Source organism: Methylobacterium currus, from assembly GCF_003058325.1.
GTDB lineage: Bacteria > Pseudomonadota > Alphaproteobacteria > Rhizobiales > Beijerinckiaceae > Methylobacterium > Methylobacterium currus.
On record NZ_CP028843.1, the window covers coordinates 2,383,653 to 2,405,604 of the forward strand.

The window sequence follows — 21,952 nt, forward strand, 5'->3', positions numbered from 1 at the left end:
CGCATGGCTCCGGCAGCGTTGCGCGATCGCAAGCTGGTGGAAGTCCGACCCGAGATCGCGCGCTGCGACAACCGAGAAGAACGGGCCTACCCCCCCGCCGCCGGCACCGCCGCGATGCCGGCCCCCGCGGCCCAGGCCCCGAGATCCTGCTTGCGGATCGCCGCCGCCATCATGTCGGGGAAGAGATCGGGCGTGCAGGCGAAGGCGGGGACGCCGAGGCCGGCGAGGCGGGCGGCGAGCGCCCGGTCGTAGGAGGGCGCGCCCTCGTCGGAGAGGGCCAGCAAGGCCACCACCTGCACCCCAGCCGTGACCAGGCGCTGGGCCTGGGCGAGCAGCCCCGCCTCGACCCCGCCCTCGTAGAGGTCGGAGATCAGCACCAGCACCGTGTCCTCGGGCCGCGTGATGCGGGAGGCGCAATAGCCAATCGCCCGGTTGATGTCGGTGCCGCCGCCGAGCTGGACCGAGAACAGCACCTCGACCGGATCGTCCATCTCGTCGGTAAGGTCGACGATCTCGGTGTCGAACACCACGAGCCGCGTCGAAATTGCGGGCAGAGAGGCCATCACCGCTCCGAAGATGCTCGAATAGACCACGGAATTCGCCATCGAGCCGGACTGGTCGATGCACAGGATCACGTCCTTCAGCGAGCCGCGGCTCTTGCGACCGTGGCCGAGGCGGGTCTCCGGGATGATGGTGCGGTACTCGGCCTGGTAGTGGCGCAGGTTCGCCCGGATGGTGCGGTGCCAGTCGATCTCGGCGTGGCGCGGCCGGCGGTTGAGGCTGGCGCGGTCGATCGCCCCGTTGACCGCCTGGCGCAGGGGCTCCTCCAGCCGCTTCATCAGCTCGTCCACGACCTTGCGCACCACGAGGCGCGCGGTCTCCCTGGTGCGCCCGCCCAGCAGGCCGCGCATCGAGATCAGGGTCGAGACGAGGTTCACGTCGGGCTGGAGCGCTTCCAGCATCTCCGGCTCGGTCAGCATCCGCTTGAGGTCGAGCCGCTCGAAGGCGTCGCGCTGCATCACCTGCACGACCGAGGCCGGGAAGTAGTCGCGGATGTCGCCGAGCCAGCGCGGCACGGAGGGGGCAGAGGCGCCCAGGCCCCCCTTGCGGTCGGAATCGTAGAGGGCGCCGAGCGCCCGGTCGAGGCGCTGGTCGCGTTCGCCTAAAGAACAGCCGGTGCCCTCCGCGGCCCCTCCGCCGAGGACGAGGCGCCAGCGGCGCAGGCGGTCCGTCTCGCTCATGCGGCGTCTCCGGTCTCGGCGGGCTCGTTCTTCGCAGGCTCGTTCTTGGCGGGCTCAGGGCCGAGCAGCAGGCGCAGGATCGGCAGCACGCAAGCGGCGCGGCGGGAATCGAAGCCCTCCGGCCCCTCCTCCCCCGGCGCTGGCCCGCCCGGGCGGGCCAGCGCCTCGCCGATCGCCCGGCGCTCGGCCGGGGCGAGGGTCGCGAAGGTGCGGCGGACCAGCGGCAGCAATTCGGTGAACAGGGCGTCGTCGAGGCCGGACAGCCACTCGTCGACGACGCCGAGCAGGCCCTGGCCGTGGATCAGGACGGTGCCGCTCTCCTCCAGGAAACCCTCGATCCAGGCGGCGGCCGGCACCGCGCCCGCCGCGCGCGACAGGGCGAGGCGCAAGCGGGTGCCGGCCTCCCCGGCGTCGATGGCGCGCTCGTCGAACAGCAGGCGCACGGCGCGACCGACGACGCGGCCATGGACATGGTCCTGGTCGGCGAGCGCCCGCAACGCCTCCTGCCAGGCCGCCTTCAGCGCCGGATCCTCCAGGAGCGCGACCGCGCCCGAGACGGCGACGATGCGGGCCTTCGCCGCCCTGGCGGCCTCGTCGTCGAGGCTCTGGCAGGCGGCGACGAGGCCGGCAGCGGCCCGGGGCACCAGGCCGCGCACCAGGGCCAGCACCGGTTCGGTGTCGGAGGAGCGCACCGAGCCGTAGCGGGCAAGCTCCGCCAGCGCCGGCAGGGCGTCCATCAGGTCGAACACGTCGGCCGAGACCGCGGCGCGGTCGTCGAGGGCCCGGACCACCTGGGCGGTCGCCTCGGGCAGGTCGGCGTCGAGCAGGGTGCCGATCAGGCCCGACAATTCGGCGACGCGCTGCGCGCCCCGGGCACGGGACTTCACCCGCGCGGCGGCGGCCTCCGCCACCGTGCCGCCCTCGGCCGAGGCCGCCACCAGCTCCACCACCCAGTCCGGCTGCCAGGCGAGGAACCACGCCTCCTTGAAGGTGCCGCGCCCGCGCGCCTCGCGCCGCGTGCCCCAGGGCACGCCGATCAGCGCCAGCCGGTTGAGGAAGTGGCTGCGGGCAAGGTCCGTCTCCTTGCGCAGGTCGAGGACGAGGTCGCCCGCCGCCGCGCCGGGCTTCAGGCGCAGGCGCTTGGCTTGCGCCTCGAAATCGGCCTCGACCGGCGTGCCGGGGCTGTCGGGCGGGGTGGCGCCGAGGCGCTCGCCGATGACGAGCTTGCGCCGGATCAGCCCCATCGGCGCCGGGTCGGCGAAGCAGAGCGTCGCCTGCGTCGCCTCGTCGAGGTCGTCGAGGGAGGGGCGCGACCGGCCGCGGAACGCCGCCAGGGCCTCGGCGAGGCGCGCCGCCTCGATCACCGAAGCGGGCGAGGCGTCGAGGTCTTCCTCCCGCAGGAGCGCGGCGGCCCGGGCGAGCCAGCGGGCGGCGACGCGCCCCTCGTGGTGCCACAGCGTGTCGTACCATTCCGGCGACAGTACCCCGGCGCGGTAGCCGGAGGCGGTAGCCAGCCGCTCGTAGGACCAGGGCGCCCAGGCGGCCGCCACCTTGGTCTTGGGCAGACCCTTGAGCGTCGCAGCGTCGGCAGAGGCCTGGCCCTTGGCGTCGTGGCGCGCCAGCGCCGGCACGTGCCAGGCGCCGCAGATCACGGCGATCCGCGAAAACTCCTCCTTGGCGGCCTTGCGGATCGCCGCCCGCATATGGGCCTCGCGGGCCTCCTCGCGGATCCCGTCCTCCGGGTCGGGCTCGGCGCCGTCGCGCAGGGCGCCCATCGCCTCGGCGATCGCCGCGAACACGTCACCGTCGGCGCCGGCCCGGCTTTCCACCAGGGCGTCCCACCAGCGCTCGCCGTCCGGATAGCCGGCGGCGGCGGCCAGCTCGCCGAGGGGATCGCGGCGGATCGCGGCCGGGGCCGGAACCGTCGATGGGTCGCCCGGCTCCGCCGCGGCTTCGGCGACCGGCTCCCCGTCGACCGGTGCGCCCTCCGGCGGCTCAGGTCGCGCGCCGAAGCCGTCGGCGAGCTGGTGGGCATGCGGCAGGTCGATGAAGCGGATCGCCGCTCCCGCCGAGAGGCCATGGCGCATCGCCACCCATTCGGGCGAGAAGGCCGCGAAGGGGAAGAACGCGCAGTCGCGCGGCCGGTCGGGCCGGTAGACGAGGAGCGCCACGGGCGGCGCCATCGCCTCGTGGGCGACGAGGGGGATCAGCGCGTCGGCATCCGGCGGTCCCTCGATCAGGAGGCAATCGGGCGCGAACTCGGCGAGCGCCGCACGGAGCGAGCGGGCCGAGCCGGGGCCGTGATGGCGGATGCCGAAGAGGCGGATAGTGGGCATCGCTTGAGGTCACGCGCTCGCGCGGGCGGCCTTGTAGAAGTCCTTCCAGCCGTCGCGCTCCTTGACCACGGTCTCGAGATATTCGCGCCAGACGATCGCGTCCTGCACCGGGTCCTTCACCACAGCGCCGGAGATGCCCGAGACGAGGTCGCCGGCCGAGAGGCGGCCGTCGCCGAAATGCGCGGCGAGGGCGAGCCCGCTGCCGACGACGCTGATGGCCTCGGCGGTCGAGAGCGTGCCCGAGGGCTGCTTGACCTTGCTCTTGCCGTCCACCGTCACGCCCTCGCGCAACTCGCGGAAGATCGTGACGACGCGGCGGATCTGGTCGGCGCCCGGCGGCTCGGCCGGGATCTCGAAGGCGCGGCCGAGCGACGCGACCCGGGTCTCGACGATGGCGATCTCCGCCTCGATCGTCGCGGGAGGGGGCAGCACCACGGTGTTGAAGCGGCGCTTGAGGGCGCTCGACAGCTCGTTGACGCCCCGATCCCGGTTGTTGGCCGTCGCGATGAGGTTGAAGCCCTTCTGCGCGGGCACCTCCTCGTTCAGCTCGGGGATCGGCAGGGTTTTTTCCGACAGGACGGTGATGAAGCTGTCCTGCGTCTCGGACGGGATGCGGGTCAGCTCCTCGACCCGGGCGATGCGGCCTTCCGACATTGCCCGCATCACCGGCGAGGCGACCACCGCCTCGCGGCTCGGCCCCTTGGCGAGCAGCAGCGCGTAGTTCCAGCCGTAGCGGATCGCCTCCTCGCTGGTGCCGGCGGTGCCCTGGACGATCAGCCGCGACGTGCCGCAGATCGCCGCCGCCAGATGCTCGCTGACCCAGCTCTTGGCGGTGCCGGGCACGCCGAGCAGCAGGAGCGCCCGGTCGGTGGCGAGCGTCGCCACCGCGACCTCCATCAGGCGCCGGTCGCCGATGTATTTCGGGGTGATCGTCTGGCCCGAGGCCAGCGTGCCGCCCATCAGGTAGGTGACGACCGCTTGCGGCGACATCTGCCAGTTCGGCGGGCGCGGCCGGTCGTCGGCTTGGCGCAGGGCGGCGATCTCCTCGGCGAAGGCGTCCTCGGCGGACTGGCGGAGTTGTGCGGCTTTGGTCGACGTCATCCTCGGGCTGTCTCCTCGGTGCGTGTCGGGCCGACGGGCTGATGCGTCAGGCCGTCGAGATCAGGGTTGGAACTCGCGCCGGATCGCGACGCGCAGCTCCAGCGTCTCGGCGAGGCTCATGACCTGCTGGCGCAGGCGGTCGCCCCCCTCCTCCTCCGGCAGCCGCGCGGCGAGCGCCGCCGCGGTCGCGGCGATGTCCTCGCCCGGCCACAGCCGCTCGCCGAGGCGGCCGATCACGTACGGTTTGGCGAGGTCGCGCCGCAGGTCGTCGGAGCCGCGGATGACGAAGGCGAGCCAGTCGATCAGCGCGGCGCTGAACCGCTCGGAGAACGAGTCCGGCCCCTTCGCCAGTATGGCCAGGACCGCCTCGATCTTGCGGGCGCGGATCAGCTCCGTCACCCGCGCCTCCCACTCGGGCTCGGGCAGGAGGTCGAGGGCCTGCACCCACCGACCGAGCAGCTCGTTGGTGCGCCGGAGACCCGACACCTTGCCCTCGTAGGCCTCGGCCAGAAGATCGGCGATGTCCCTCGCCCAGGCCGGATCGCCCTCGCGCGCGACGGCCGAGAACAGGCCCTGGACGATCGGCTCCGCCCATTCGCTGCGCAAGGCCAGCTCGATCCAGAGCCGCGGCGGATGCCCCGCGAAGGCGTGGAGCGGCGCGCGCGCCAGGATGTCCCGCAACAGCCCGGCCCGGACGCCGCCGCCGCGCTGCTCCCAGGCATGGGGCTCGACGCCGTCGCGGGCGAGCGCGGGGGATTCCTCCGGCAGGGTCACGACCAGCTCGTGCGTCGCGCTCCGCAAGAGGCGGCTCTTGCTCTCGATGACGAGCGCGGTGGTCGCCCGCACCGCCATGCGCGAGGCGTAGAGCGAGCGGGGGAGGCGCGGCAGCAGGCGTTGGGCGGCCTCGCGCACGCCCCCGGCCCGGTCGTCGAGGCAGGCTTCGAGGAAGGGCGCGTCGGCCTCGGACAGCCCGGTCCACAGGGTGCCGACCAGGGCCTCACGGATATCGGCCTTCTCCTTGCGGAAGACCGCCTCCAGCGCCATCCGCGCGCCCTCCGGGTCGCGGGCCCGAAGATCCGCGAAGGCGGCGCGGCGCCCGGCCAGGGTGCCCTCGGTCCAGTCGGAAGCGGCCGGCGCCGCGGCCGGGTCCTCGCCGCAGGCGCGCGCCAGCCAGTCGAGTTCGGCGCCGGCGACGGCGCCGACCGTCTCCGGCAGGTGTTGCGTGTGGCGCAACAGGGCCTGGTGCAGCCAGGCCGGCGGGCGCATCCCCGCGGCGGCCGCGAGGTCGAACCACTCGCGCAGGCGCTCGCGCGTCGCGTAGCCGCCGGTGAGGAGGGCGTAGAGCCGGTTGGCGGCGGCGGGCGGGCATTCGGGCCCGGCCGGCTCCCGGACGGCCACCGGCTCCATGGCGTCGGCCGCGAGATCGAGCCCGGCGAGGTGGTGGATGCCGTGCAGGGCGAGGCGCGCCAGCAGGGCGCTGCCGGGATCGGCCTCCGTCACGAGATCCCCGAGGGGCCCGGGGCCCCCAGGCGGCGCGCGCTCGGCGCCGAGGAGCGCGGCGGCCAGGATCGGCTCCCAGCCATCCGCGGCGAGGTCGGTCGAGTCCATCATGTTGAGATCACCCGCCTCGCGCCTTGTCTCGTCACGTCATGTCCCGTCACGCCATGTCCCGTCAGGCCACTTGCAGCAGGACGGCTTGCGAGGCCTCGGCGGGCATCGCGTAGAGGCGGCCCCCGATCGCGAGGGCCAGGGGGCTGAGGCCGTGGCCGTCATGCAGGCCGAACAGGCCGACCGGGCGCCCGCCCGCGACCGCGAGCAGGCTCGGCAGGCGCGGATCGCTCCGCAGCGGCAGGCAGCCGGTCGCGTCGCCGGCCGCGAAGGCGACCGCGCCGGCGCCCACAGGAGGCAGCCGGCCGAGCCGCACGCCGGCGAGGCAGACCGGCCAGCGCTCCGTCCAGGGCGAGCGGGCGAGCGCCGCCGCGAAGGCGTCCCGCGCCGCCGCGACGCTGCCGCCGCCGGGCAGGCCGGGCTCCGCCGCCGGGCCGGCGCGCCCGTCACGAAAGACCGCCCGCAGGGGCGGGTCGCCGGGCTGGAAGGCGAGCGCCCCGCAAAAATCCTGGCCGGCGGCGGGAGCCGGCGGCAGGGGCGAGCCGGCGGTGCCGTAATCGAGCACCTGCGCCAGGGCACCGGTGCGGCGGCCGACGAGCCAGACCGAGCGGGCGGTCAGCCTGTCCTCCTCCTCGATCGCGTGGGCCAGCACCGCCCAGTCGTCGGCGTGGTCCGGCCGCGCCGCCATTTCCTCGGCGGTCACCGGATAGCCCAGCGCCGCGCGCGCGCCCGCCGCCTGCCCGGGCGCCAGGGCGTCGAGACGGCGCGCGGCACGCGCCAGCAGGGCGATGCGCCCGAGGGCGAGGCCCAAAGCCGCCTCCGGCCGGGCGCTGCCTGCTTGCGGCGCCGCCGCGATCAGCCCCGGCAGGGCGCGCACCCGGCGGGCGAGGCCCGGGGCCTGGCCGTCGACGAGGCGCCCCGCCATGCGGTCCCAGAAGGCGTAAGGCTCGGCGCGGGCAGCGGCGAGGCCGCGGCGCATCAGGTCCCGCAGCCAGAGATCCAGCTCGTCGAGGGCGGCCGCGACCTTCTCCTCGCGGGCCTGCCGGCGCTTGGCCTGCGCCTTCTCGTCGACGGGCTTGGCCGGTGCGGCGGCCTTCGTCTCGGCCGCGGCGGCGCGGCTCTCGCGGCCCTTGGACCAGGCCGCGACCCAGTCCGGCGGCTCCGCCTCGGGCAGGCTTGCGGCGGCATCGACCAGCATCAGACCGAGGCCGTGCTTGCACGGGAATTTCCGGCTCGGGCAGGTGCATTTCGAGGCCGGACCGGCGAGGTCGGCGACGGTGCGGTAGGGGCTGGCACCGCTGCCCTTGATCTCGCCCCAGATCACCGTTCCGGCCCGGCCGAGTCCGCTCCATTTCTGGGGCTTGGCCTGGTCCTGCCCGGCCTTGCGGCTCGCGGCATCGGGGGCGAGGTCGAGGATCTGTGCAGTCGTCAGGCTCATGCGGCGGCCGGCTGTCTGTCCGTGCAACGTGTCTGGCGTGGGGGCCAGTCTGCACGAAACGATGTCGCAGGCAAGCTTGGCCATAAACACAAGATCAGATGCCGCTACACTTTACATTAATTCCAAGAATGATCTTGACGGCCGACCAGTACGCGGATTGCCAGCTCAGGCGCATGGATCCGACGCCGGCGATCGTCTTGTGCGCATCTCAGGACGAGCGCTCTGTCGCTTCGTCATTGTGCAACGGGACGCCTCCTCCCACGGGTGCACGGGAGCGTCGGAGGCGCGAAAGAAGAAGGAGGGTGCGAAGGCTGCCCTGTCCACGCAGTCCGGCCCGGCGACGCCACGCTGCAGGATCAGGCAGGCGAGGACGAGCGCCACCGCGCCGGCGATCGAGGCGACGACGACGGTGGTGACCCGGGCCCGGTCGCCGGAAGCCGCGGCGGTCTCGCCGGCCCGGCAGGCCTGCGGCGATCGCCTTGGTTTCCGTCTCGAAGGCGTCGATCACGGTCATCGAGCTGTCGGAGACGATGCGGTTCACCACCGCCCCGTGTCGGGTCCGATCAAGCTGGACCTCGGAGGCCACCCTGCCGGTGGCGACTCGCGGCCGAGCACCCTGGCAGGCCTGCGCGACGAGGCTCATCCGCGACAGGTCGAAGCCGCACAGGCCGGCCAGGATGATCAGCAGCAGACGGGGATCGCGGCTTTGGCGAGGATCCGCATGTCGTCGAGGGGCGAACGGGTCACGGTGCCGCTCGGGCGAAAGAAACGCTGCGGGAGCAGCGTCGGGGTTGACGTGGGATTAATGTCGTCTCGCGTCGTCTGCTCCGGAGCGCAGCATGCGGAAGCCATGCTGGTCGGGCAACGGCGCCTTTGGGTCAGCCTCCGTCTCGACCGGCCGCGCACCGTGGCAGAGGCCGTCATGGATCGCCCTCAGGGGTCCCCAACGACGTCGAGGCGGCGCTAGACCTCGCGGTCGGCCAGGCGCAGCGACCAGACCAGGGTCCCGCCCTCATCGACCAGCCACAGGGCGTTCACCTGCTCGTCGGCGGGGGTCGTCTCCCGGGTGTTGGCGAGACGCACGGCCTCCTGCCGGTCGCCGGCCGTGATGATCTCGTCGATCAGCGGGGGGCCGATCTCTCCGTCCGTGGCGCGGATCGCCCCGCGCAATCGGTATGCCGGCATCCGTCCCGTCGCTCCTCGATCGCGTCCCGTTCCATTGCCCGCCAGCAAGGCGTGGGCCGCTGACTTTGTCGAGCGGGAACCTGTTATATCCAGGAGCGGAAAGGATGCGGCGCATCGGCGCTGCTCCCACGGGGGCCGGCGCGCGACGGAGGCGCGCCGACGGAGGCGGGCGCATCAGCCCGTGCGCCGGGCGGTCCAGCGCCCCGTGCAGGGGCTGATCCCGGCGAGGCTCCAGCGCCCGCGCCCGGCGGAGCCGCGCAAGGTGCCGGTGACCGCGACACTGGCGAGCCCGCTGCGGATCGTGCCGGTGAGGCGACCATCGGCCGTGGCGCGCCCGGACGCGTCGACGCCGTGGCTGCCGGCATCGTCCACGATGCCGTCCCGGATCACGATCGGGTAGCGGTACGGGCCGGCGCAGCTCCCGCTCTCGGCGGTGGCGACGACCGACCAGGCGCCGTCGAAGCGGTTCGCCGCGGGAGCCGCCCGGACGGCGGTGGCGAAGGCCGGCGCGGCGAGGGCGAAGAACAGGACCGGCGCGAGGACCGGGCGGCGGGACGATATCATGGTCTCCTCTGATGGAGTCTCCTCCGATCCGGACGCTCAGCCCTCCACTGGGCCGGCGCGCGGGACATCGGCGGGGGGGTGATTCGGCGACGGAGCCGGGCACGGACGGGGGAAACTGCCGTGCCCGGCTCGCGACCGTCCCGGACGCCTCGGGGGAAAGCGCCGGGACGATGGGGGACGCCCTCACGGGCGAACAGGATGCGCCGGCCTCGACGCCCTCAGGCGGCGCCGAGCGGGTTCAGGACGGCCCGGTTCGGCAAGTCCCGGTTCGGCGAGTCCCGGTTCGGCGAGTCCCGGTTCGGCGGGTCCCGGTCCAGGTCCTGACCGAGCCGGTCGCGGGCCCGGCTGACGCGGCTCTTCACGGTGCCGGCCGGACAGCCGATGAGGTCGGCGGCGGCCTCGTAGGACAGGCCCTCGACGGCGATCAGCAAGAGCGCCTCGCGCTGCGCCGGCTCGAGCCGGTCGAGGGCGCCCTGAAGGTCGCGCAAGGTGGCCCGGTGCTCCTGCTCGGCGGCGCTCGCCAGGGTGGCCGCGTGGGCCCCGTCGGGATCCGCCACTTCGAGGCGGTGCTTGCGGCGGCCGTTGAAGAAGCCGTTGCGCAGGATCGCGAACAGCCAGGCCGACAGGCTGGAGCCGGGGACGAACTGGCGCCGGTGCTCCCAGGCCTTGAGCAGGGTGTGCTGCACCAGATCGTCGGCATCGGCCCCGTGATGGGTCAGGGACAGGGCGTAGCGGCGCAGGCGCGGCACCGCGCCGAGGAGCCCGGTCCTGAACGCCGCCGGCACCTCGTGCTCGGCCCCTGCCTCCACCGCATCGAGGGCCTGGGTCAGGCGCGCCAGGACCTGGCCGAGGGCCGAGCCGGCATCGAGCGCGTCGGCCTCGGGATAGTACTCCCGCAGGAGCCCGCCGAGATGCGAGGGGATCAGGGTGATGGCGGCCCCCGTCGCGGCGACCGATTCTGGCGGCACGTCGTCTGTTCTCACGGAAAGGGCCCGTAAACGCTACACCTATCGGACTAGACCAGTCGGCCGGTACGGGACCATCCCGTGGGGCAGCCTGCTGCGCCGGCCGTGGTCCGACTTATTTCTGGTCGCTGCCAATTACGTCAATGATACGAATCTACCGGTGAATCTCGTTCTCCGGCGGGAACCCGTTAGCGCGCGATCCGTTTGTGCTCCGCTGCCCGAGAGGCAGCGACACAGGACGAAGGGATCGCCCCGACCGTGACCGCAGGCGTCGACAGGCATGAACTACGGCAGATCATCGCCGGCCTCAGCGAGGGGGTGATCCTGGTCGAGCCCGACCAGACCATCGCCTACGCCAACGAGGCCGCCCTCGCGATGCACGGCGCCGAGAGCCTGGACGAGATCGGCCCGACGGTCGACGCCTACCGGGCCCGCTTCGCCCTGCGCTACCGCAACAACCGCGCCCCGGAGAGCTACCCGATCGAGCGCGTCGTCGCCGGCGAGCACTTCCACGACGTCGTGGTCGAGGTGACGCGCACCGACAATCCGGAGGTCGGCTTCGTCCATTCCCTGCGCAGCCTCGTCGCCACCGACCGGGAGGGCAAGCCGAGCTGCCTGGCGCTGATCCTCAAGGACGTGTCGGACCAGTTCGAGGCCGAGGAGCGCTTCGAGCGCACCTTCAACGCCAACCCGGCGCCCGCCGTCATCACGCGGCTCTCCGACCTGCGTCACGTCAAGGTCAATGCCGGCTTCCTGGAGATGACCGGCTACACCCGCGACGCCGTGATCGGCCGCAGCGTCTACGAGGTCGACGTGCTGGCCAATGCCCGCAACCGCGAGCTTGCGGTGGCGCGGCTCAACGAGGGCGGCACGATCCCCCAGATGGAGGCGCGCCTGGAGCTGCCCGACGGCGCCGGCCGCTTCGTCATCGTGGCCGGCCAGCCGATGGAGATGGGCGACGAGCCCTGCATGCTGTTCACCTTCGCCGACCTGGAGCTGCGCCGGAAGGCCGAGACGGCGCTCCGCCAGAGCGAGGAGCGCTTCGCCAAGGCGTTCCGCCTGACGCCTGTCCCGACGCTCCTTGCCCGCGCAGAGGATTGTCAGGTCACCAGCATCAACGAGGCCTTCGGCCGGGTCTTCGGCTTCGGCGAGGACCGGGTGGTCGGCCGCACGCCGACGGAGTTCGGCCTGTGGGTCTCGGACGAGCAGCGCCGGCGCTTCGAGGAGAGGCTGGCGCGCACCGGCTACGCGCTGGGGCTCGAGGTCTGCCTGCGCCACGAGAACGGCGCCGACCTCGACTGCCTGGTCTCGGCCGAGCGCGTGACCATCGGTGATGCCGAGTTCGTGCTGATGGTCCTGCAGGACATCACCGAGCGCAAGCACACCGAGCGCGAGCTGTTCGACGCGATCGAGACGGTGATGGCGGACACCTCCTGGTTCAGCCGCGGGCTGATCGAGAAGCTCGCCAACCTGCGCCGGCCGGGCCGCGAGGCGCCGGGCGGCGCGGTGCCCGACCTGACGCTCCGCGAGCGGCAGATCCTGAACCTGATCTGCTCCGGGCTCGACGACGACGGCATCGCCCGCAAGCTCGGCCTGTCGCGCAATACCGTGCGCAACCACGGTGCCGCGCTCTACCGCAAGCTCGGCGTGCACCGCCGCACGGAGGTGATCCTGTGGGGCCGCGAGCACGGCTTTCCGCTTCAGGCATCTGGTAGTTGAGTTTCAGCATACTGGTATTTTCCTACTATTGAAGACGCGCGAGGCATCCACATCTCCAGGTCGGTCTGAGTTTTCTTAAGTCTCCGACGAGGTGCTCATGACCGAACGCGCGCCAACAACTTCCACCGAGCAGGTCAAGGGCTCGGTGAAGGAGGCCATCGGCAAGCTCACCGGCGACGTCCGGGTCGAGGCCGAGGGCCGGCGTCAGAAGGACGGGGCCGGATCCCCGCAGGGCGCCAGCGCGCGCCCGCAGGGGGCCGGACCCCGCAAGGACTGACGACGCACGTCATCCGGCGCCCCGCGCGGGGCGCCGCCCGTTCCCCAACCGACACATGAGGAGAATCCCATGGTTGATACCGATCGCATCGCCGGCGCTGCCAAGGAACTCGGCGGCAAGATCCAGGGCGCCGTCGGCGACCTGACCGGCTCGCACCGCGACTCGGCGGAAGGCCGCTACCGCGAGGCCCAGGGCGCGGCGGAGAACGCCTACGGCCAGGCCAAGGACACCGTCCGCCACACCGCCGACCGGGCCCAGGACTATGCCGGCCGTGCCGTCGACCGGGCTCAGGACTTCGCCGACGAGGCGCAGGATTACGCCGAGGACGCCTACGAGCGCGGCAGCCGCTCCCTGCGCCAAGGCGCCCGGCAGGTCAGCCACCAGGTCGCCGAGTATCCGCTCGCCTCGCTGGTGATCGCGGGCCTCGTCGGCTTCGGCCTCGGCCTCCTCGTCAACGCCAACCGCGACTGACCTCAACCCCCGACCGCATCGCGACCGGGACCCCGACGCGGCAAGACTGCCCCCGGGGCTCCCCCCAAAGATGCCGAAGGACTCGGCCCGAACGACCCGGAGTGACGACGTGACCATCCAGACCCCCGTTTCCCCTCTCGCGACCGCGGCGCAGGCCGATACCCGCGCGGTCCTGCTCAACCAGGTCTCCTGGGGCGCCATCTTCGCCGGGGCCGTCACCGCCCTGGTGACGCAGGTGATCCTCAACCTCGTCGGCGTCGGCGTCGGCCTGTCCTCGGTCGGCGTGAACGCCGGCGACAACCCCGCCGCCTCGACCGTCTCGATGGGCGCGGGCCTGTGGTTCGTGATCTCGGGCATCGTCGCCTCGCTCGCCGGCGGCGCCATCGCGGGCCGGCTCTCCGGCAAGCCGCTGCCCGGCGCGGCCGCCCTGCACGGGCTGGTCTCCTGGGCGGTGACGACCCTGGTGGTAATCTACCTCATCACCTCGGCGGCGAGCGGCCTCGTCGGCGGCACGCTGAGCACGGTGTCGAGCGCGCTCGGCGGCGCCGGCAACCTCGTCGGCGGCACGGTGCAGACGGCCGCCCAGGCCGCGGCCCCGTCTCTGTCGAAGATCCAGAACCCGCTCGAGGGCATCGAGGACAAGGTTCGCCAGCAGGCCGCCGGGCAGGACCCGCAGGCCGCCCGCGACGCCGCCGTGGCCGCCGTGCGCGCCGTGCTGACCGGTGACGCGGCCCAGAAGGAGCAGGCCAAGACCCGCGCCGCCGACGCGCTGGCCAAGGCCCAGGGCATCTCGCCCGACCAGGCCAAGACGCAGATCGACGACTATCAGAAGCAGTACGAGCAGGCGGTCGCCACCGCCAAGCAGAAGGCCGAGGCCGCGACCGTGGCCGCCAAGTCGGCCGCGACGCAGGGCGCCTTCTACGCCGCCATCGCGCTGCTGCTCGGCGCCGCCGCCGCCTTCTTCGGCGGCCGTCTCGGCGCCCCGAAGCTGGTCGGCGCCTACGACACCACCCGCCGCGTCTGAGACCGGTCCGGCTCCCGCCGCGCGGCGGGAGCCGGACCCTCCCCCTTCGCAACCCAACCCGTCGCAACCCAAGGAGACATTCCGATGAGCAGCACCACCGACAAGCTCAAGGGCCTGGCCAACGAGGCCGCCGGCAACCTCAAGCAGGGCGTCGGCAAGGTCACCGGCAACGACCAGCTCGTCGCCGAGGGCAAGGCCCAGGAGCTCAAGGGCGAGGCCCAGCGCACGGTCGGCGAAGTCAAGGACGGCGTGAAGAACGCCGCCGACAACCTGCTCGGCCGCAAGTAAGTCCCGCTTTTTCTACCGTTCCCCTCGACGGCGGCGGGACCGTCCCGCCGCCGGCTTACCCGAAACTCAGGAGGACAGCATGAACCGCGATGAGCTGCGTGGCGCGTCCCGTCACCTGAAGGGCCGCGTCCAGACCGCCCTCGGCGGCCTTCGGGGCGATCCGGCCCAGCAGGTCCGCGGCGCCGCCAACCAAGTGGCCGGCGGGGCGCAATACGCCTATGGCCGTGCCCGCGAGCGCGCCGAGGACTTCGCCGACACCGCCCGCGAGCGGGCCGAGGATGTCGCCCACACGGCCCGCGAGCGCGCCGAGGATGTCGCCCACACGGCCCGCGAGCGCGCCGAGGATTGGGGTCATACGGCCCGCGAGCGGGCCGAGGAATTGCGTAATACGGCCCGCGAGCGGGCCGACAGGGCGATCAAGGACGGGCGCCATGTCGCCCGCGAGGCGCGCCGCCGCGGCGAGGCCTATCGCCGGCAGGCCCTGGCCTATGCCGATGGGCACCGCACCAACACCGTTCTGGGCATCGCCGCCCTCGCCTTCGCGGCGGGCTGGCTCATCCGCCGCAAGCGCTGAAAGCCGGCGCCGGCCGCGCCCGGACCGGAACCCCGTTCGCCGAAGCGGTGACCGTTTCGGCGAACACGCGGCGATGAGATCAACCGTCGCGATCCGATCAGCACAGGACTGATTTATTTCCGGATCTTTTCCCGCCGGAAAACGTTCGGATAGATCATCAATCTCTCTGCCAGAAGGAAATACCGCGATGCTGCGCAAGATCTTCATGCTGTTCGTCCTGCCGAAGCTGATCGCGCGTTTCAACCGCCGCAGCACCGCCCCCCGGCACGGCCGGACGTACTGATCGGGCCTCAGCCGATCGACGGGACGCGCTGGCGAACACCCAGAGGACACGACAGGGTCATGAAGCTTTCCCTCGTCATCGCCGCGACCGTCGCGGCCATGGTCGCCGGCAGCCCCGCCTCGGCCGCGCCGGCCGGGACCACGGCCGGCGCGGCCCTTCTCCGCGGCGACCTGCCGACGGAGTTTTCGCAATACCGCCGCTTCGGCCGGCCTTACGGCTATCGTCGCGGCTACGGCGTCCGTCGCGGCTACGGCTACCGCCGCGGCCCCGGCGTCGGAGCGGCGGTCGGAGCCGGCGTCGCGGGCCTTGCGGCCGGTGCGATCATCGGCGGCGCCATCGCCAACTCGCAGTCCCAGGCGGCCCCGGTGGTGGTCCAGGGTGGTCCCGATCCGGAGACGGTGGCCGCCTGCGCCCGCCGCTTCCGCTCCTACGACCCGGCGAGCGGCACCTACCTGAGCAACGACGGCACCCGCCGGCCGTGCCCGTGACGCCCATCCGGTGACGCGAGGGCGAGCCGCCGTTCCCATGGGACGGTGGCTCGCCTGCATGGCCGGGTGGATCGGAGCCAGGTTTGTCCGAACCCATCCCCCACCGGATCCGAGTCCCCGCTGAGCCCCAGTCCCCGCCGAGCCCGAGTTCCTGTCGAACCCGAATCCCCGTCCGGCGGTTGAGACGGGATGACAGCACGCGCCTTCACCCCGACCCGCCCTCTTTCTTCCGCCGCCGGCCTCGGCCTGGCAGGGGCCGCCCTGCTGGGAGCCTGCGCAGTCGAGAACGGGCGCCGTGCCCGCGCGGCGGAGCGGGCGACGCCGCCGGTCGGGCGCTTCGTCGAGGTCGGCGGAACACGGCTGCACGTGCTGGAGCGCGGGCGCGGGCCGGCCCTCGTCCTGCTGCACGGCAATGGCAGCCTGATCCAGGACTGGCTCGTCAGCGGCCTTTTCGAGGCGGCGGCCGAGACGCGCCGGGTGATCGCGATCGACCGGCCCGGCTTCGGCTACAGCGAGCGGCCGCGCAGCCGGATCTGGACCCCGATGATGCAGGCCGGGCTGATCCGCGGCGCCCTGCACAGCCTCGGCGTGGACGAGGCGACGGTGCTCGGCCATTCCTGGGGAGCCCAGGTGGCGATCGCCCTCGCGCTCCAGGATCCGGGCCGGGTGCGGGCCCTGATGCTTGAATCCGGCTACTATTTCCCTTCGCCCCGGATCGACAGTCTGCTCTTCGCCCCGCAGGGCCTGCCGGGCCTCGGCGACCTCATCAGCCACACCATCGCCCCGGTGGCGAGCCGCCTGCTCTGGCCGCGCATCGTGAGCCGCCTGTTCGGGCCGAGCCCCGTGCCGGCGCGCTTTTCCCGCGACTTCCCGGTCGAGATGGTGCTGCGGCCGTCGCAGCTGCGCAGCGCCGCGGCCGAATCGGTGCTGATGGTGCCGGACGCCTTCGCGCTCCGGCCGCATTACACCGATCTGCGCATGCCGGTGACGATCCTGTCCGGCACCGGCGACCGCCTGCTCTCCCATGCCGGCCAGGCGGTGGCGCTCCATCAGCTGATCCCCGGCAGCCGCCTCGTCGCGGTGGAGGGCGCCGGCCACATGCTGCACCAGATCGCTCCCGACCGGGTGCTCGCCGCCGTCACCGGCGGCTGAGGAGGGCTTGACCGGCCTGTGACGCGGCGGCAAGTCGCGGTCGGCTCCGGTCTCGGCTAGGAGGGGGACCAATCCCCGCCGGCCTTACAGGCCGGATGCTCCTCCTGTGTGCGGACTCTTGCGACGTGACAATCCTGAAACGCGCGCGGCGCCTCGCCGAAACGGGACGCCAGTGGTTCGTGCCGCCCCCGGGCCCCGTCGCCTGGGGCCGGCTCTACAATTGCGGCGTCCTCGTCGCCCTCAACCCGGAGGCGGAGGCCGATCGCGTCGGGCTCACCCTGGCGCGGGACGGCGAGCGCGAGCACGACCTGCCGATCGAGCGCCGCCTCACCGAGAACGGCACCACCTACCTGCACGCCGCCCTCGACCCGGCCCTGCTCGCCGCACCGGGGAGCCTGCGGCTGACGGTGACCGAGCCGGGCCGGGCCGACCAGCAGCGGATCGCGGTCGGGCCGGGGCGCCACACGCTCCACCTCGACGGCATCGTCGGCGGCGTGCTCGACGGCTGGGTCTCGTCGCTCTCCGTCGAGCCGCTCCCGGCCGTCCGCCTCGTGATCGACGGGCTGGAGGGCGAGCCGGTCCGCCCCGACATCTACCGGCCCGAGCTGCGCTTCGGCGGCCGCGAGGGCGGCTGGAACGGCTTTTCGTTCACCCTGCCTCCGTGGGCCCTCGACGGTCAGCCCCACACGATCGCCGTGCGGGCCGGCGACACTGAGGTGAGCCTGGGGTCCTACGCGCCGCGGCTGCGCGCGAGCCTCCATGTCGAGGCACCGAGCCGCGTGACCGGCTGGGTGTTCGACGACGCCGGGCCGGACCGGCCGGGCCTCGTGCGGGCGGTGCGCTTCGGCGAGGACGTGGCGCAGGTCGAGACCCATCCGCGGCCCGACCTCCTGGAGCGGTTCGGGCGGCACTCGGCCGCCTTCGCCTTCCCGCCCGGCGCGCTCAAGCCGGGCACCGACCTCGCGGTCGGTCCTGTCGGCGCGGGCGAGGTGATCGGTCACCTGCGCGGCACGATCGAGCTTGCCCGGGCCGAGGCGCGGGCGCTGCTCCTGCCCAACGCGCCGTCGACGACCCTCACGGAGCGCCGGCGCTTACGCGACCGCCTCGTGGCGGCGGTGCGGCCCGGCGGCGGGGCGCGCCTCGTCCTCGCCGAGCCGGCCGCCCCCGAGATCCTGCCGGAGAGCGGCCGCACGCCGCCCCCGGCCTGCGCGATCGTACCGGTCTACAAGGGGCTCGCCGACCTCGAGGCCTGCCTCGCCTCGCTGCTGCCGCAGCTCGTCCCCGGGCGGATGCGGGCGCTGGTGATCGACGACGCCTCGCCCGACCAGGATGTCACCCGCTATCTCGACGACCTCGCGGCCGCGCAGCATCCGGGCCTGACGGTCCTGCGCAACCGGGAGAATCTCGGCTTCATCGGCACCGTGAATGGCGGCCTCGCCCTGCTGGAACCGGGTGAGGATTGCATCCTCGTCAATGCCGACACGGTGCTGGCGCCACGGGCGCTGGAGAAGCTCGGCTTGGCCTGCCATCGCGGCCCCGGCATCGCCAGCGCCACCCCGCTCTCGAACAACGCCACGATCCTGGGCTTCCCGGACATGCCGGAGGCGCAAGGGCCCCTCCTCGGCCTCGGGCCGGCGGCGATCGACGCCGCGCTGGAGGCGGCCGGAGCGCCGCCGGTGACGATCCCGACAGGGATCGGCTTCTGCCTCTACATGAACCGGCAGGCCCTCGACGAGGTCGGGGGCTTCTCGCCCGAATGGGGCCGGGGCTATTGCGAGGAGGTCGATTGGTGCCTCACGGCCCGCGACCTCGGCTGGATCCACGTCGCCGCCACCGACACCTATGTCGAGCACGAGGGCTCGGTGTCGTTCGGTCGGGCCGAGCGGCTGGCGATCTTGGAGCAGAACCACGCCCGCCTCGTCGCCCTTTATCCGGAGTACCAGGACGAGGTCGACGCCTTCCTCGCCGCCGACCCGCTCCGGCCCCTCCGGCTCAGCGTGCTCGGGACCCTGCTCGCCGGCAGCATCCGGCGTCTGACCCTGCATGTCGGCCACGGGTTCGGCGGCGGCGCGACGCGCTACGTCGACCAGATCCGCGGCCTCGCCCGGGCGGAGGACCACGAGATCGGATACCTGGCGCCGGCCGGCAAGCGCCTCGCCCTCGCCCTCGACGCCGCCCGCGCGGAGGTCACGTTACGGCCGGACGACCTGTTCACCCTGATCGAGGCGCTGGAGCAGGCGGGCGTCGCCGTCGACCTCCACCTCAACGCCCGGTTCGGCTACGAGTCGGGCGTCCTCGACCGGCTGTTCTCGGGCCGCTGGCCCTACGCGGTCACGCTGCACGACTTCCAGTGGTACTGCCCGAAGGTACATCTCGTCGACGGGCGCAACTTCTACTGCGAGGAGCCGCCGGCCGAGATCTGCCGCCACTGCACGGTGCGGGGCGTTGCCTACGACTACGCCGACCAGAACGCCCTGATGGGGGGCGGCCTCGACGGCTGGCTGGCGACGAACGAGCGCATCCTGCGCGGGGCGAGGCGCCTGGTGGCGCCCTCCCGCGACACCGCCGAGCGCTATGCACGCCGCCTCGGCCTGACCGGCATCGCGGTGGTGCCGCATCCCGAGGCGGCCTCTCCGGTTCCCGCGCAGCCGCATCGGGCGCGCTCCGGCGCGGTGCGGGTCGCCCTCGTCGGCGGCATTGGCCCGCATAAGGGGTTCGAGCTGGTGGTGGCGCTCGCCGAGCGCGCGGCGCGGGAGCGGCGGCCGATCGCCTTCACGGTGATCGGCAGCGTCTCCGACCGGAGCCGGGTGGAGGCCGTCCCCAACCTCACGGTGACGGGCGCCTACGACCCGAAGGACCTGCCGCGCCTCCTGGCCGAGGCCGATCCGGACTACGTGTTCCTGTCGAGCGTCTGGCCCGAGACCTATTCCTACGTTTTGTCGGAGGTGTGGGCGGCAGGCTACCCGGTCGTCACCTTCGACATCGGCGCCCCGGCGGAGCGGATCCGGGCCGAGGGCGGCGGGCTCCTGCTCCCGTTCAGCCGCGACACCGCGCTCCTGCTCGACGCGCTGGTGGCCGCCCGCGGCCAGCTGGCCGAGGTCGCGATCCCGCGCCTGCCCGCGGCGGCGCCGAGCCTCGCGGGCTACGAAGCGGCGATCGAGGCGGCCGCGCGGGAGGGCGCCTGAGGCTCATCATGAGCGCCGGAAGCCCTGCTTCAGGCGCTCAGCCGCCTCATCGGATGGGAATCCGCGGCCACGAGGGCGCGGGCCATGGCGTCATGCTCCGCGTCGAGGATCGCCTGGGCGATCCGGCTGACGAGGTCGCAGCTCGCCGCGTCGAGGGCGGCATCGTTTCCGGCCCGGGCGGCCGCGGCGACCGCCGAGCCCTCCTGCATCACGATGGCGCGGGCGATGCGGACCGCGTCCGCGACGGCTTCGTAGGGGCGAGGCATCGGCAACTCCACGAATCGAGCAGCACCGCAGGCAGGGGCGGATCACACGGCAGGTCTGCCGTCGGGTCATCGAAACCGCTCTGACCGGGAAACCGTTCCAGGGGTGCGGCGACCCGCGCCGTCAGGCGCGGGCCGCGAAGGTCACGAATGGCTCATGGCCGCCAGGGTCGTGCCGTCGCTGCCGATGTCGTCGGGGCCCGTCATGCCGAGCAGCGCGATCAACCGGCCGCGCGCCCGGCTGACCCGGCTCTTGATCGTGCCGACGGCGACGCCGCAGATCTCGGCCGCCTCCTCGTAGGTGAAGTTCTGGGCGCCCACCAGCACCAGCGCCTCGCGCTGGTTCGCCGGCAGGGTGCTCAGAGCCGCCTGGAAGGCCGAGAGCTCGACCCGCGCCTCCTGGTCCGGCAGGGCCGTCAGGCGCCCCGCCATCACCCCGTCGGCATCCTCGACCTCGCGCCGGCGCTTGCGCTGCTCGGAGTAGAACAGGTTGCGCAGGATGGTGAACAGCCAGGCATAGAGGTTGGTGCCGGGGGTGAAGCTGTCGGCCTTGGTCCAGGCCCGCACCAGGGTCTCCTGCACGAGGTCGTCGCTGCGGTCGAGGTCGCGGGTCAAGGAGAAGGCGAAGGCGCGCAAGGCCGGGATCGCCGCGAGCAGCAGCGTCCGCATCTCGGGATCGACGGGCGTCATCGTGGATGCTGTGGCGGAGCTCATCGCGCGTCCTCCTGCCCGGGATCGTCGGCGGGAGGCTCGGCCGGCGAAACGGCCGCCGGCGGGGTGCCGGCCGGGATGCCGGCCAAAGTGTCGGCATCGAGCCCGGCAATGAGCGCCGCGAACCGGTCCGGCACCGGGGCGCTGAGCAGGTCGGCGTAATGGGCGCGCAAAGCCCGGCCGAGCCGGCGCCGCGTGAGGGCGTCGAGCTCACCCTTCCCGTGCGCCTGTCCTGGTCCCTGACCCGGCCGTCCCCGGGATCGCAGCTCCGGTCCGGCTGGAGCATCGGTATCGGTCTCGTCGTCGCGCATCGCCGCTCAAGCCTCGCGGCTGCCGGGGCCGGGTGCCAAGCGAGGCGGGATGCCTGCCGAGAACCGCGGCGCGCCGATCGAGAGCCGCCTCATGCTTCGTTCGGCGCCGCAATAAAGCCGTGGATTTTAATGCGATCTGAAAACGATATTCAGCAAACCTTAATCCAAGCGTGGCGGTAAACCGCTAGCTTGTCTGTAAGATCACAAAATATTCGGCCTCGGATGATGGCGGCGATACGGCCGGGATCTGCAACCGGAGGGGCTGCCCCGGCGCATGCACGAGCCTTAGCGGAAGGCCGTCCGCGGCCGACCCGCCTCCCGGACCTCTCTCCGGTCGGGGACAGGCGCGAACAGGTTGCCGCAGGCCGCGACGCGCATCCCCGCGCAAGTGTGACCTGGTCGCGCTTGTCCGGCGGCCCGGGGCACCTACCCTAGGGGGTCCGGATTCTCAGCGGGGATGACACCTTGAACCCGACGTCGCTTCGTGCGCCCGCCGCCACCGCGGCCTTCCTGACGCTCTTGGTCCTGACTCCCCTGGGGGTGACCCCGGCCCTCGCCCAACGGGACGATCAGGGCCTGCAGATGAATTGTGCCGGCGACTACTTCAAGCTCTGCGCCGGGGCCGATCCGGACAGCCCGGAGGTGGAGCGCTGCTTCGCGCGCAACCGCGCCCGGCTCTCGGCCCAGTGCCGGGCGGCGATCACCGCCTATGACCGCAAGACCGGCGGGGCCAGGAGCGCCGACGAGCAATAGGAGGCTCCGACGGGC

21 protein-coding genes are annotated in these 21,952 nt (G+C 73.0%); 10 read left to right on the forward strand and 11 right to left on the reverse strand.

Annotated elements, in window-relative coordinates:
- Positions 1-86 precede the first annotated feature (86 nt).
- From DA075_RS11345 to DA075_RS38120, 8 genes are all read right to left on the reverse strand, one after another.
- Entirely contained in the window at positions 87-1,241 is a 1,155-nt protein-coding gene (locus tag DA075_RS11345) for a VWA domain-containing protein (protein WP_099953312.1), read from the reverse strand.
- On the reverse strand, positions 1,238-3,577 hold the full coding sequence (locus DA075_RS11350; RefSeq protein WP_099953313.1) for a DUF5682 family protein: 2,340 nt from the start codon (positions 3,575-3,577) through the stop codon (positions 1,238-1,240). Before DA075_RS11350 ends, DA075_RS11345 begins: the two co-directional genes overlap by 4 nt.
- 9 nt (positions 3,578-3,586) lie before the next feature.
- Positions 3,587-4,678, reverse strand: a complete 1,092-nt coding sequence (locus tag DA075_RS11355) for an ATP-binding protein (protein ID WP_099953314.1) — start codon at positions 4,676-4,678, stop codon at positions 3,587-3,589.
- Positions 4,679-4,738: 60 nt separating this feature from the next.
- Entirely contained in the window at positions 4,739-6,289 is a 1,551-nt protein-coding gene (locus tag DA075_RS11360) for a DUF5691 domain-containing protein (protein ID WP_244936565.1), read from the reverse strand.
- Positions 6,290-6,350: 61 nt separating this feature from the next.
- Positions 6,351-7,724: an SWIM zinc finger family protein gene (locus DA075_RS11365; protein WP_099953315.1), complete on the reverse strand. Its 1,374-nt coding sequence runs from the start codon at positions 7,722-7,724 to the stop codon at positions 6,351-6,353.
- A 963-nt stretch (positions 7,725-8,687) separates the two neighbouring features.
- Entirely contained in the window at positions 8,688-8,909 is a 222-nt protein-coding gene (locus DA075_RS11375) for a hypothetical protein (RefSeq protein ID WP_099953317.1), read from the reverse strand.
- 174 nt (positions 8,910-9,083) lie between these two features.
- Positions 9,084-9,473, reverse strand: coding sequence for a hypothetical protein (locus DA075_RS11380; protein WP_232385688.1), 390 nt, complete (start codon positions 9,471-9,473; stop codon positions 9,084-9,086).
- A 218-nt stretch (positions 9,474-9,691) separates the two neighbouring features.
- Positions 9,692-10,456 carry a sigma-70 family RNA polymerase sigma factor gene (locus DA075_RS38120; protein WP_099953318.1) on the reverse strand — a complete coding sequence of 255 codons (765 nt, stop codon included), beginning with the start codon at positions 10,454-10,456 and terminating at the stop codon, positions 9,692-9,694.
- Positions 10,457-10,696: 240 nt separating this feature from the next.
- On the opposite strand from DA075_RS38120, the gene DA075_RS11390 reads away from it, so the two are divergent.
- The 9 genes from DA075_RS11390 to DA075_RS11430 all read left to right on the forward strand — a co-directional run bounded on the left by DA075_RS11390 (position 10,697) and on the right by DA075_RS11430 (position 19,899).
- On the forward strand, positions 10,697-12,157 hold the full coding sequence (locus tag DA075_RS11390; RefSeq protein ID WP_099953319.1) for a helix-turn-helix transcriptional regulator: 1,461 nt from the start codon (positions 10,697-10,699) through the stop codon (positions 12,155-12,157).
- Positions 12,158-12,254: 97 nt separating this feature from the next.
- The gene (locus tag DA075_RS11395; protein WP_099953320.1) at positions 12,255-12,434 is read left to right on the forward strand and encodes a CsbD family protein; all 180 of its coding nucleotides are present in this window, start codon (positions 12,255-12,257) and stop codon (positions 12,432-12,434) included.
- A 69-nt stretch (positions 12,435-12,503) separates the two neighbouring features.
- Positions 12,504-12,905: a CsbD family protein gene (locus DA075_RS11400; RefSeq protein WP_099953321.1), complete on the forward strand. Its 402-nt coding sequence runs from the start codon at positions 12,504-12,506 to the stop codon at positions 12,903-12,905.
- Between the two features lie 70 nt (positions 12,906-12,975).
- Entirely contained in the window at positions 12,976-13,929 is a 954-nt protein-coding gene (locus tag DA075_RS11405; RefSeq protein WP_414468048.1) for a PhnA-like protein, read from the forward strand.
- Between the two features lie 84 nt (positions 13,930-14,013).
- On the forward strand, positions 14,014-14,217 hold the full coding sequence (locus DA075_RS11410; RefSeq protein ID WP_099953323.1) for a CsbD family protein: 204 nt from the start codon (positions 14,014-14,016) through the stop codon (positions 14,215-14,217).
- A gap of 79 nt (positions 14,218-14,296) precedes the next feature.
- Positions 14,297-14,791, forward strand: a complete 495-nt coding sequence (locus DA075_RS11415; RefSeq protein ID WP_099953324.1) for a CsbD family protein — start codon at positions 14,297-14,299, stop codon at positions 14,789-14,791.
- 342 nt (positions 14,792-15,133) lie between these two features.
- A complete protein-coding gene (locus tag DA075_RS11420) occupies positions 15,134-15,562 on the forward strand; it encodes a BA14K family protein (protein WP_099953325.1) in 429 nt (142 codons plus the stop codon).
- Positions 15,563-15,751: 189 nt separating this feature from the next.
- Positions 15,752-16,714 carry an alpha/beta fold hydrolase gene (locus tag DA075_RS11425; protein WP_099953326.1) on the forward strand — a complete coding sequence of 321 codons (963 nt, stop codon included), beginning with the start codon at positions 15,752-15,754 and terminating at the stop codon, positions 16,712-16,714.
- Positions 16,715-16,839: 125 nt separating this feature from the next.
- Positions 16,840-19,899, forward strand: a complete 3,060-nt coding sequence (locus DA075_RS11430) for a glycosyltransferase (RefSeq protein WP_123834262.1) — start codon at positions 16,840-16,842, stop codon at positions 19,897-19,899.
- Positions 19,900-19,928: 29 nt separating this feature from the next.
- Here DA075_RS11430 and DA075_RS11435 read toward each other — a convergent pair whose 3' ends face one another.
- The 3 genes from DA075_RS11435 to DA075_RS11445 all read right to left on the reverse strand — a co-directional run bounded on the left by DA075_RS11435 (position 19,929) and on the right by DA075_RS11445 (position 21,184).
- On the reverse strand, positions 19,929-20,165 hold the full coding sequence (locus tag DA075_RS11435) for a hypothetical protein (RefSeq protein ID WP_099953328.1): 237 nt from the start codon (positions 20,163-20,165) through the stop codon (positions 19,929-19,931).
- Positions 20,166-20,306: 141 nt separating this feature from the next.
- Complete coding sequence (locus DA075_RS11440; RefSeq protein WP_099953329.1) at positions 20,307-20,852, reverse strand: sigma-70 family RNA polymerase sigma factor; 546 nt, start codon at positions 20,850-20,852, stop codon at positions 20,307-20,309.
- A gap of 20 nt (positions 20,853-20,872) precedes the next feature.
- Positions 20,873-21,184, reverse strand: coding sequence for a NepR family anti-sigma factor (locus DA075_RS11445; RefSeq protein ID WP_099953330.1), 312 nt, complete (start codon positions 21,182-21,184; stop codon positions 20,873-20,875).
- 465 nt (positions 21,185-21,649) lie between these two features.
- Between DA075_RS11445 and DA075_RS11450 the strand changes: the two genes are divergently transcribed.
- The gene (locus DA075_RS11450; protein WP_099953331.1) at positions 21,650-21,937 is read left to right on the forward strand and encodes a hypothetical protein; all 288 of its coding nucleotides are present in this window, start codon (positions 21,650-21,652) and stop codon (positions 21,935-21,937) included.
- The last annotated feature ends 15 nt before the right edge of the window (positions 21,938-21,952 follow it).

Excerpts from the sequence above, each read along its gene's own strand:
- DA075_RS11440 (WP_099953329.1), bottom strand. The coding sequence starts at position 20,852 with ATGACGCCCGTCGATCCCGAGATGCGGACGCTGCTGCTCGCGGCGATC.
- DA075_RS11375 (WP_099953317.1), bottom strand. The coding sequence starts at position 8,909 with ATGCCGGCATACCGATTGCGCGGGGCGATCCGCGCCACGGACGGAGAG.
- DA075_RS11410 (WP_099953323.1), top strand. The coding sequence starts at position 14,014 with ATGAGCAGCACCACCGACAAGCTCAAGGGCCTGGCCAACGAGGCCGCC.
- DA075_RS11395 (WP_099953320.1), top strand. The coding sequence starts at position 12,255 with ATGACCGAACGCGCGCCAACAACTTCCACCGAGCAGGTCAAGGGCTCG.
- DA075_RS11365 (WP_099953315.1), bottom strand. The coding sequence starts at position 7,724 with ATGAGCCTGACGACTGCACAGATCCTCGACCTCGCCCCCGATGCCGCG.
- DA075_RS11405 (WP_414468048.1), top strand. The coding sequence starts at position 12,976 with ATGCCGAAGGACTCGGCCCGAACGACCCGGAGTGACGACGTGACCATC.
- DA075_RS11445 (WP_099953330.1), bottom strand. The coding sequence starts at position 21,184 with ATGCGCGACGACGAGACCGATACCGATGCTCCAGCCGGACCGGAGCTG.
- DA075_RS11350 (WP_099953313.1), bottom strand. The coding sequence starts at position 3,577 with ATGCCCACTATCCGCCTCTTCGGCATCCGCCATCACGGCCCCGGCTCG.
- DA075_RS11355 (WP_099953314.1), bottom strand. The coding sequence starts at position 4,678 with ATGACGTCGACCAAAGCCGCACAACTCCGCCAGTCCGCCGAGGACGCC.
- DA075_RS11360 (WP_244936565.1), bottom strand. The coding sequence starts at position 6,289 with ATGATGGACTCGACCGACCTCGCCGCGGATGGCTGGGAGCCGATCCTG.
- DA075_RS11420 (WP_099953325.1), top strand. The coding sequence starts at position 15,134 with ATGAAGCTTTCCCTCGTCATCGCCGCGACCGTCGCGGCCATGGTCGCC.
- DA075_RS11425 (WP_099953326.1), top strand. The coding sequence starts at position 15,752 with ATGACAGCACGCGCCTTCACCCCGACCCGCCCTCTTTCTTCCGCCGCC.
- DA075_RS11415 (WP_099953324.1), top strand. The coding sequence starts at position 14,297 with ATGAACCGCGATGAGCTGCGTGGCGCGTCCCGTCACCTGAAGGGCCGC.
- DA075_RS11380 (WP_232385688.1), bottom strand. The coding sequence starts at position 9,473 with ATGATATCGTCCCGCCGCCCGGTCCTCGCGCCGGTCCTGTTCTTCGCC.
- DA075_RS11400 (WP_099953321.1), top strand. The coding sequence starts at position 12,504 with ATGGTTGATACCGATCGCATCGCCGGCGCTGCCAAGGAACTCGGCGGC.
- DA075_RS11345 (WP_099953312.1), bottom strand. The coding sequence starts at position 1,241 with ATGAGCGAGACGGACCGCCTGCGCCGCTGGCGCCTCGTCCTCGGCGGA.
- DA075_RS11435 (WP_099953328.1), bottom strand. The coding sequence starts at position 20,165 with ATGCCTCGCCCCTACGAAGCCGTCGCGGACGCGGTCCGCATCGCCCGC.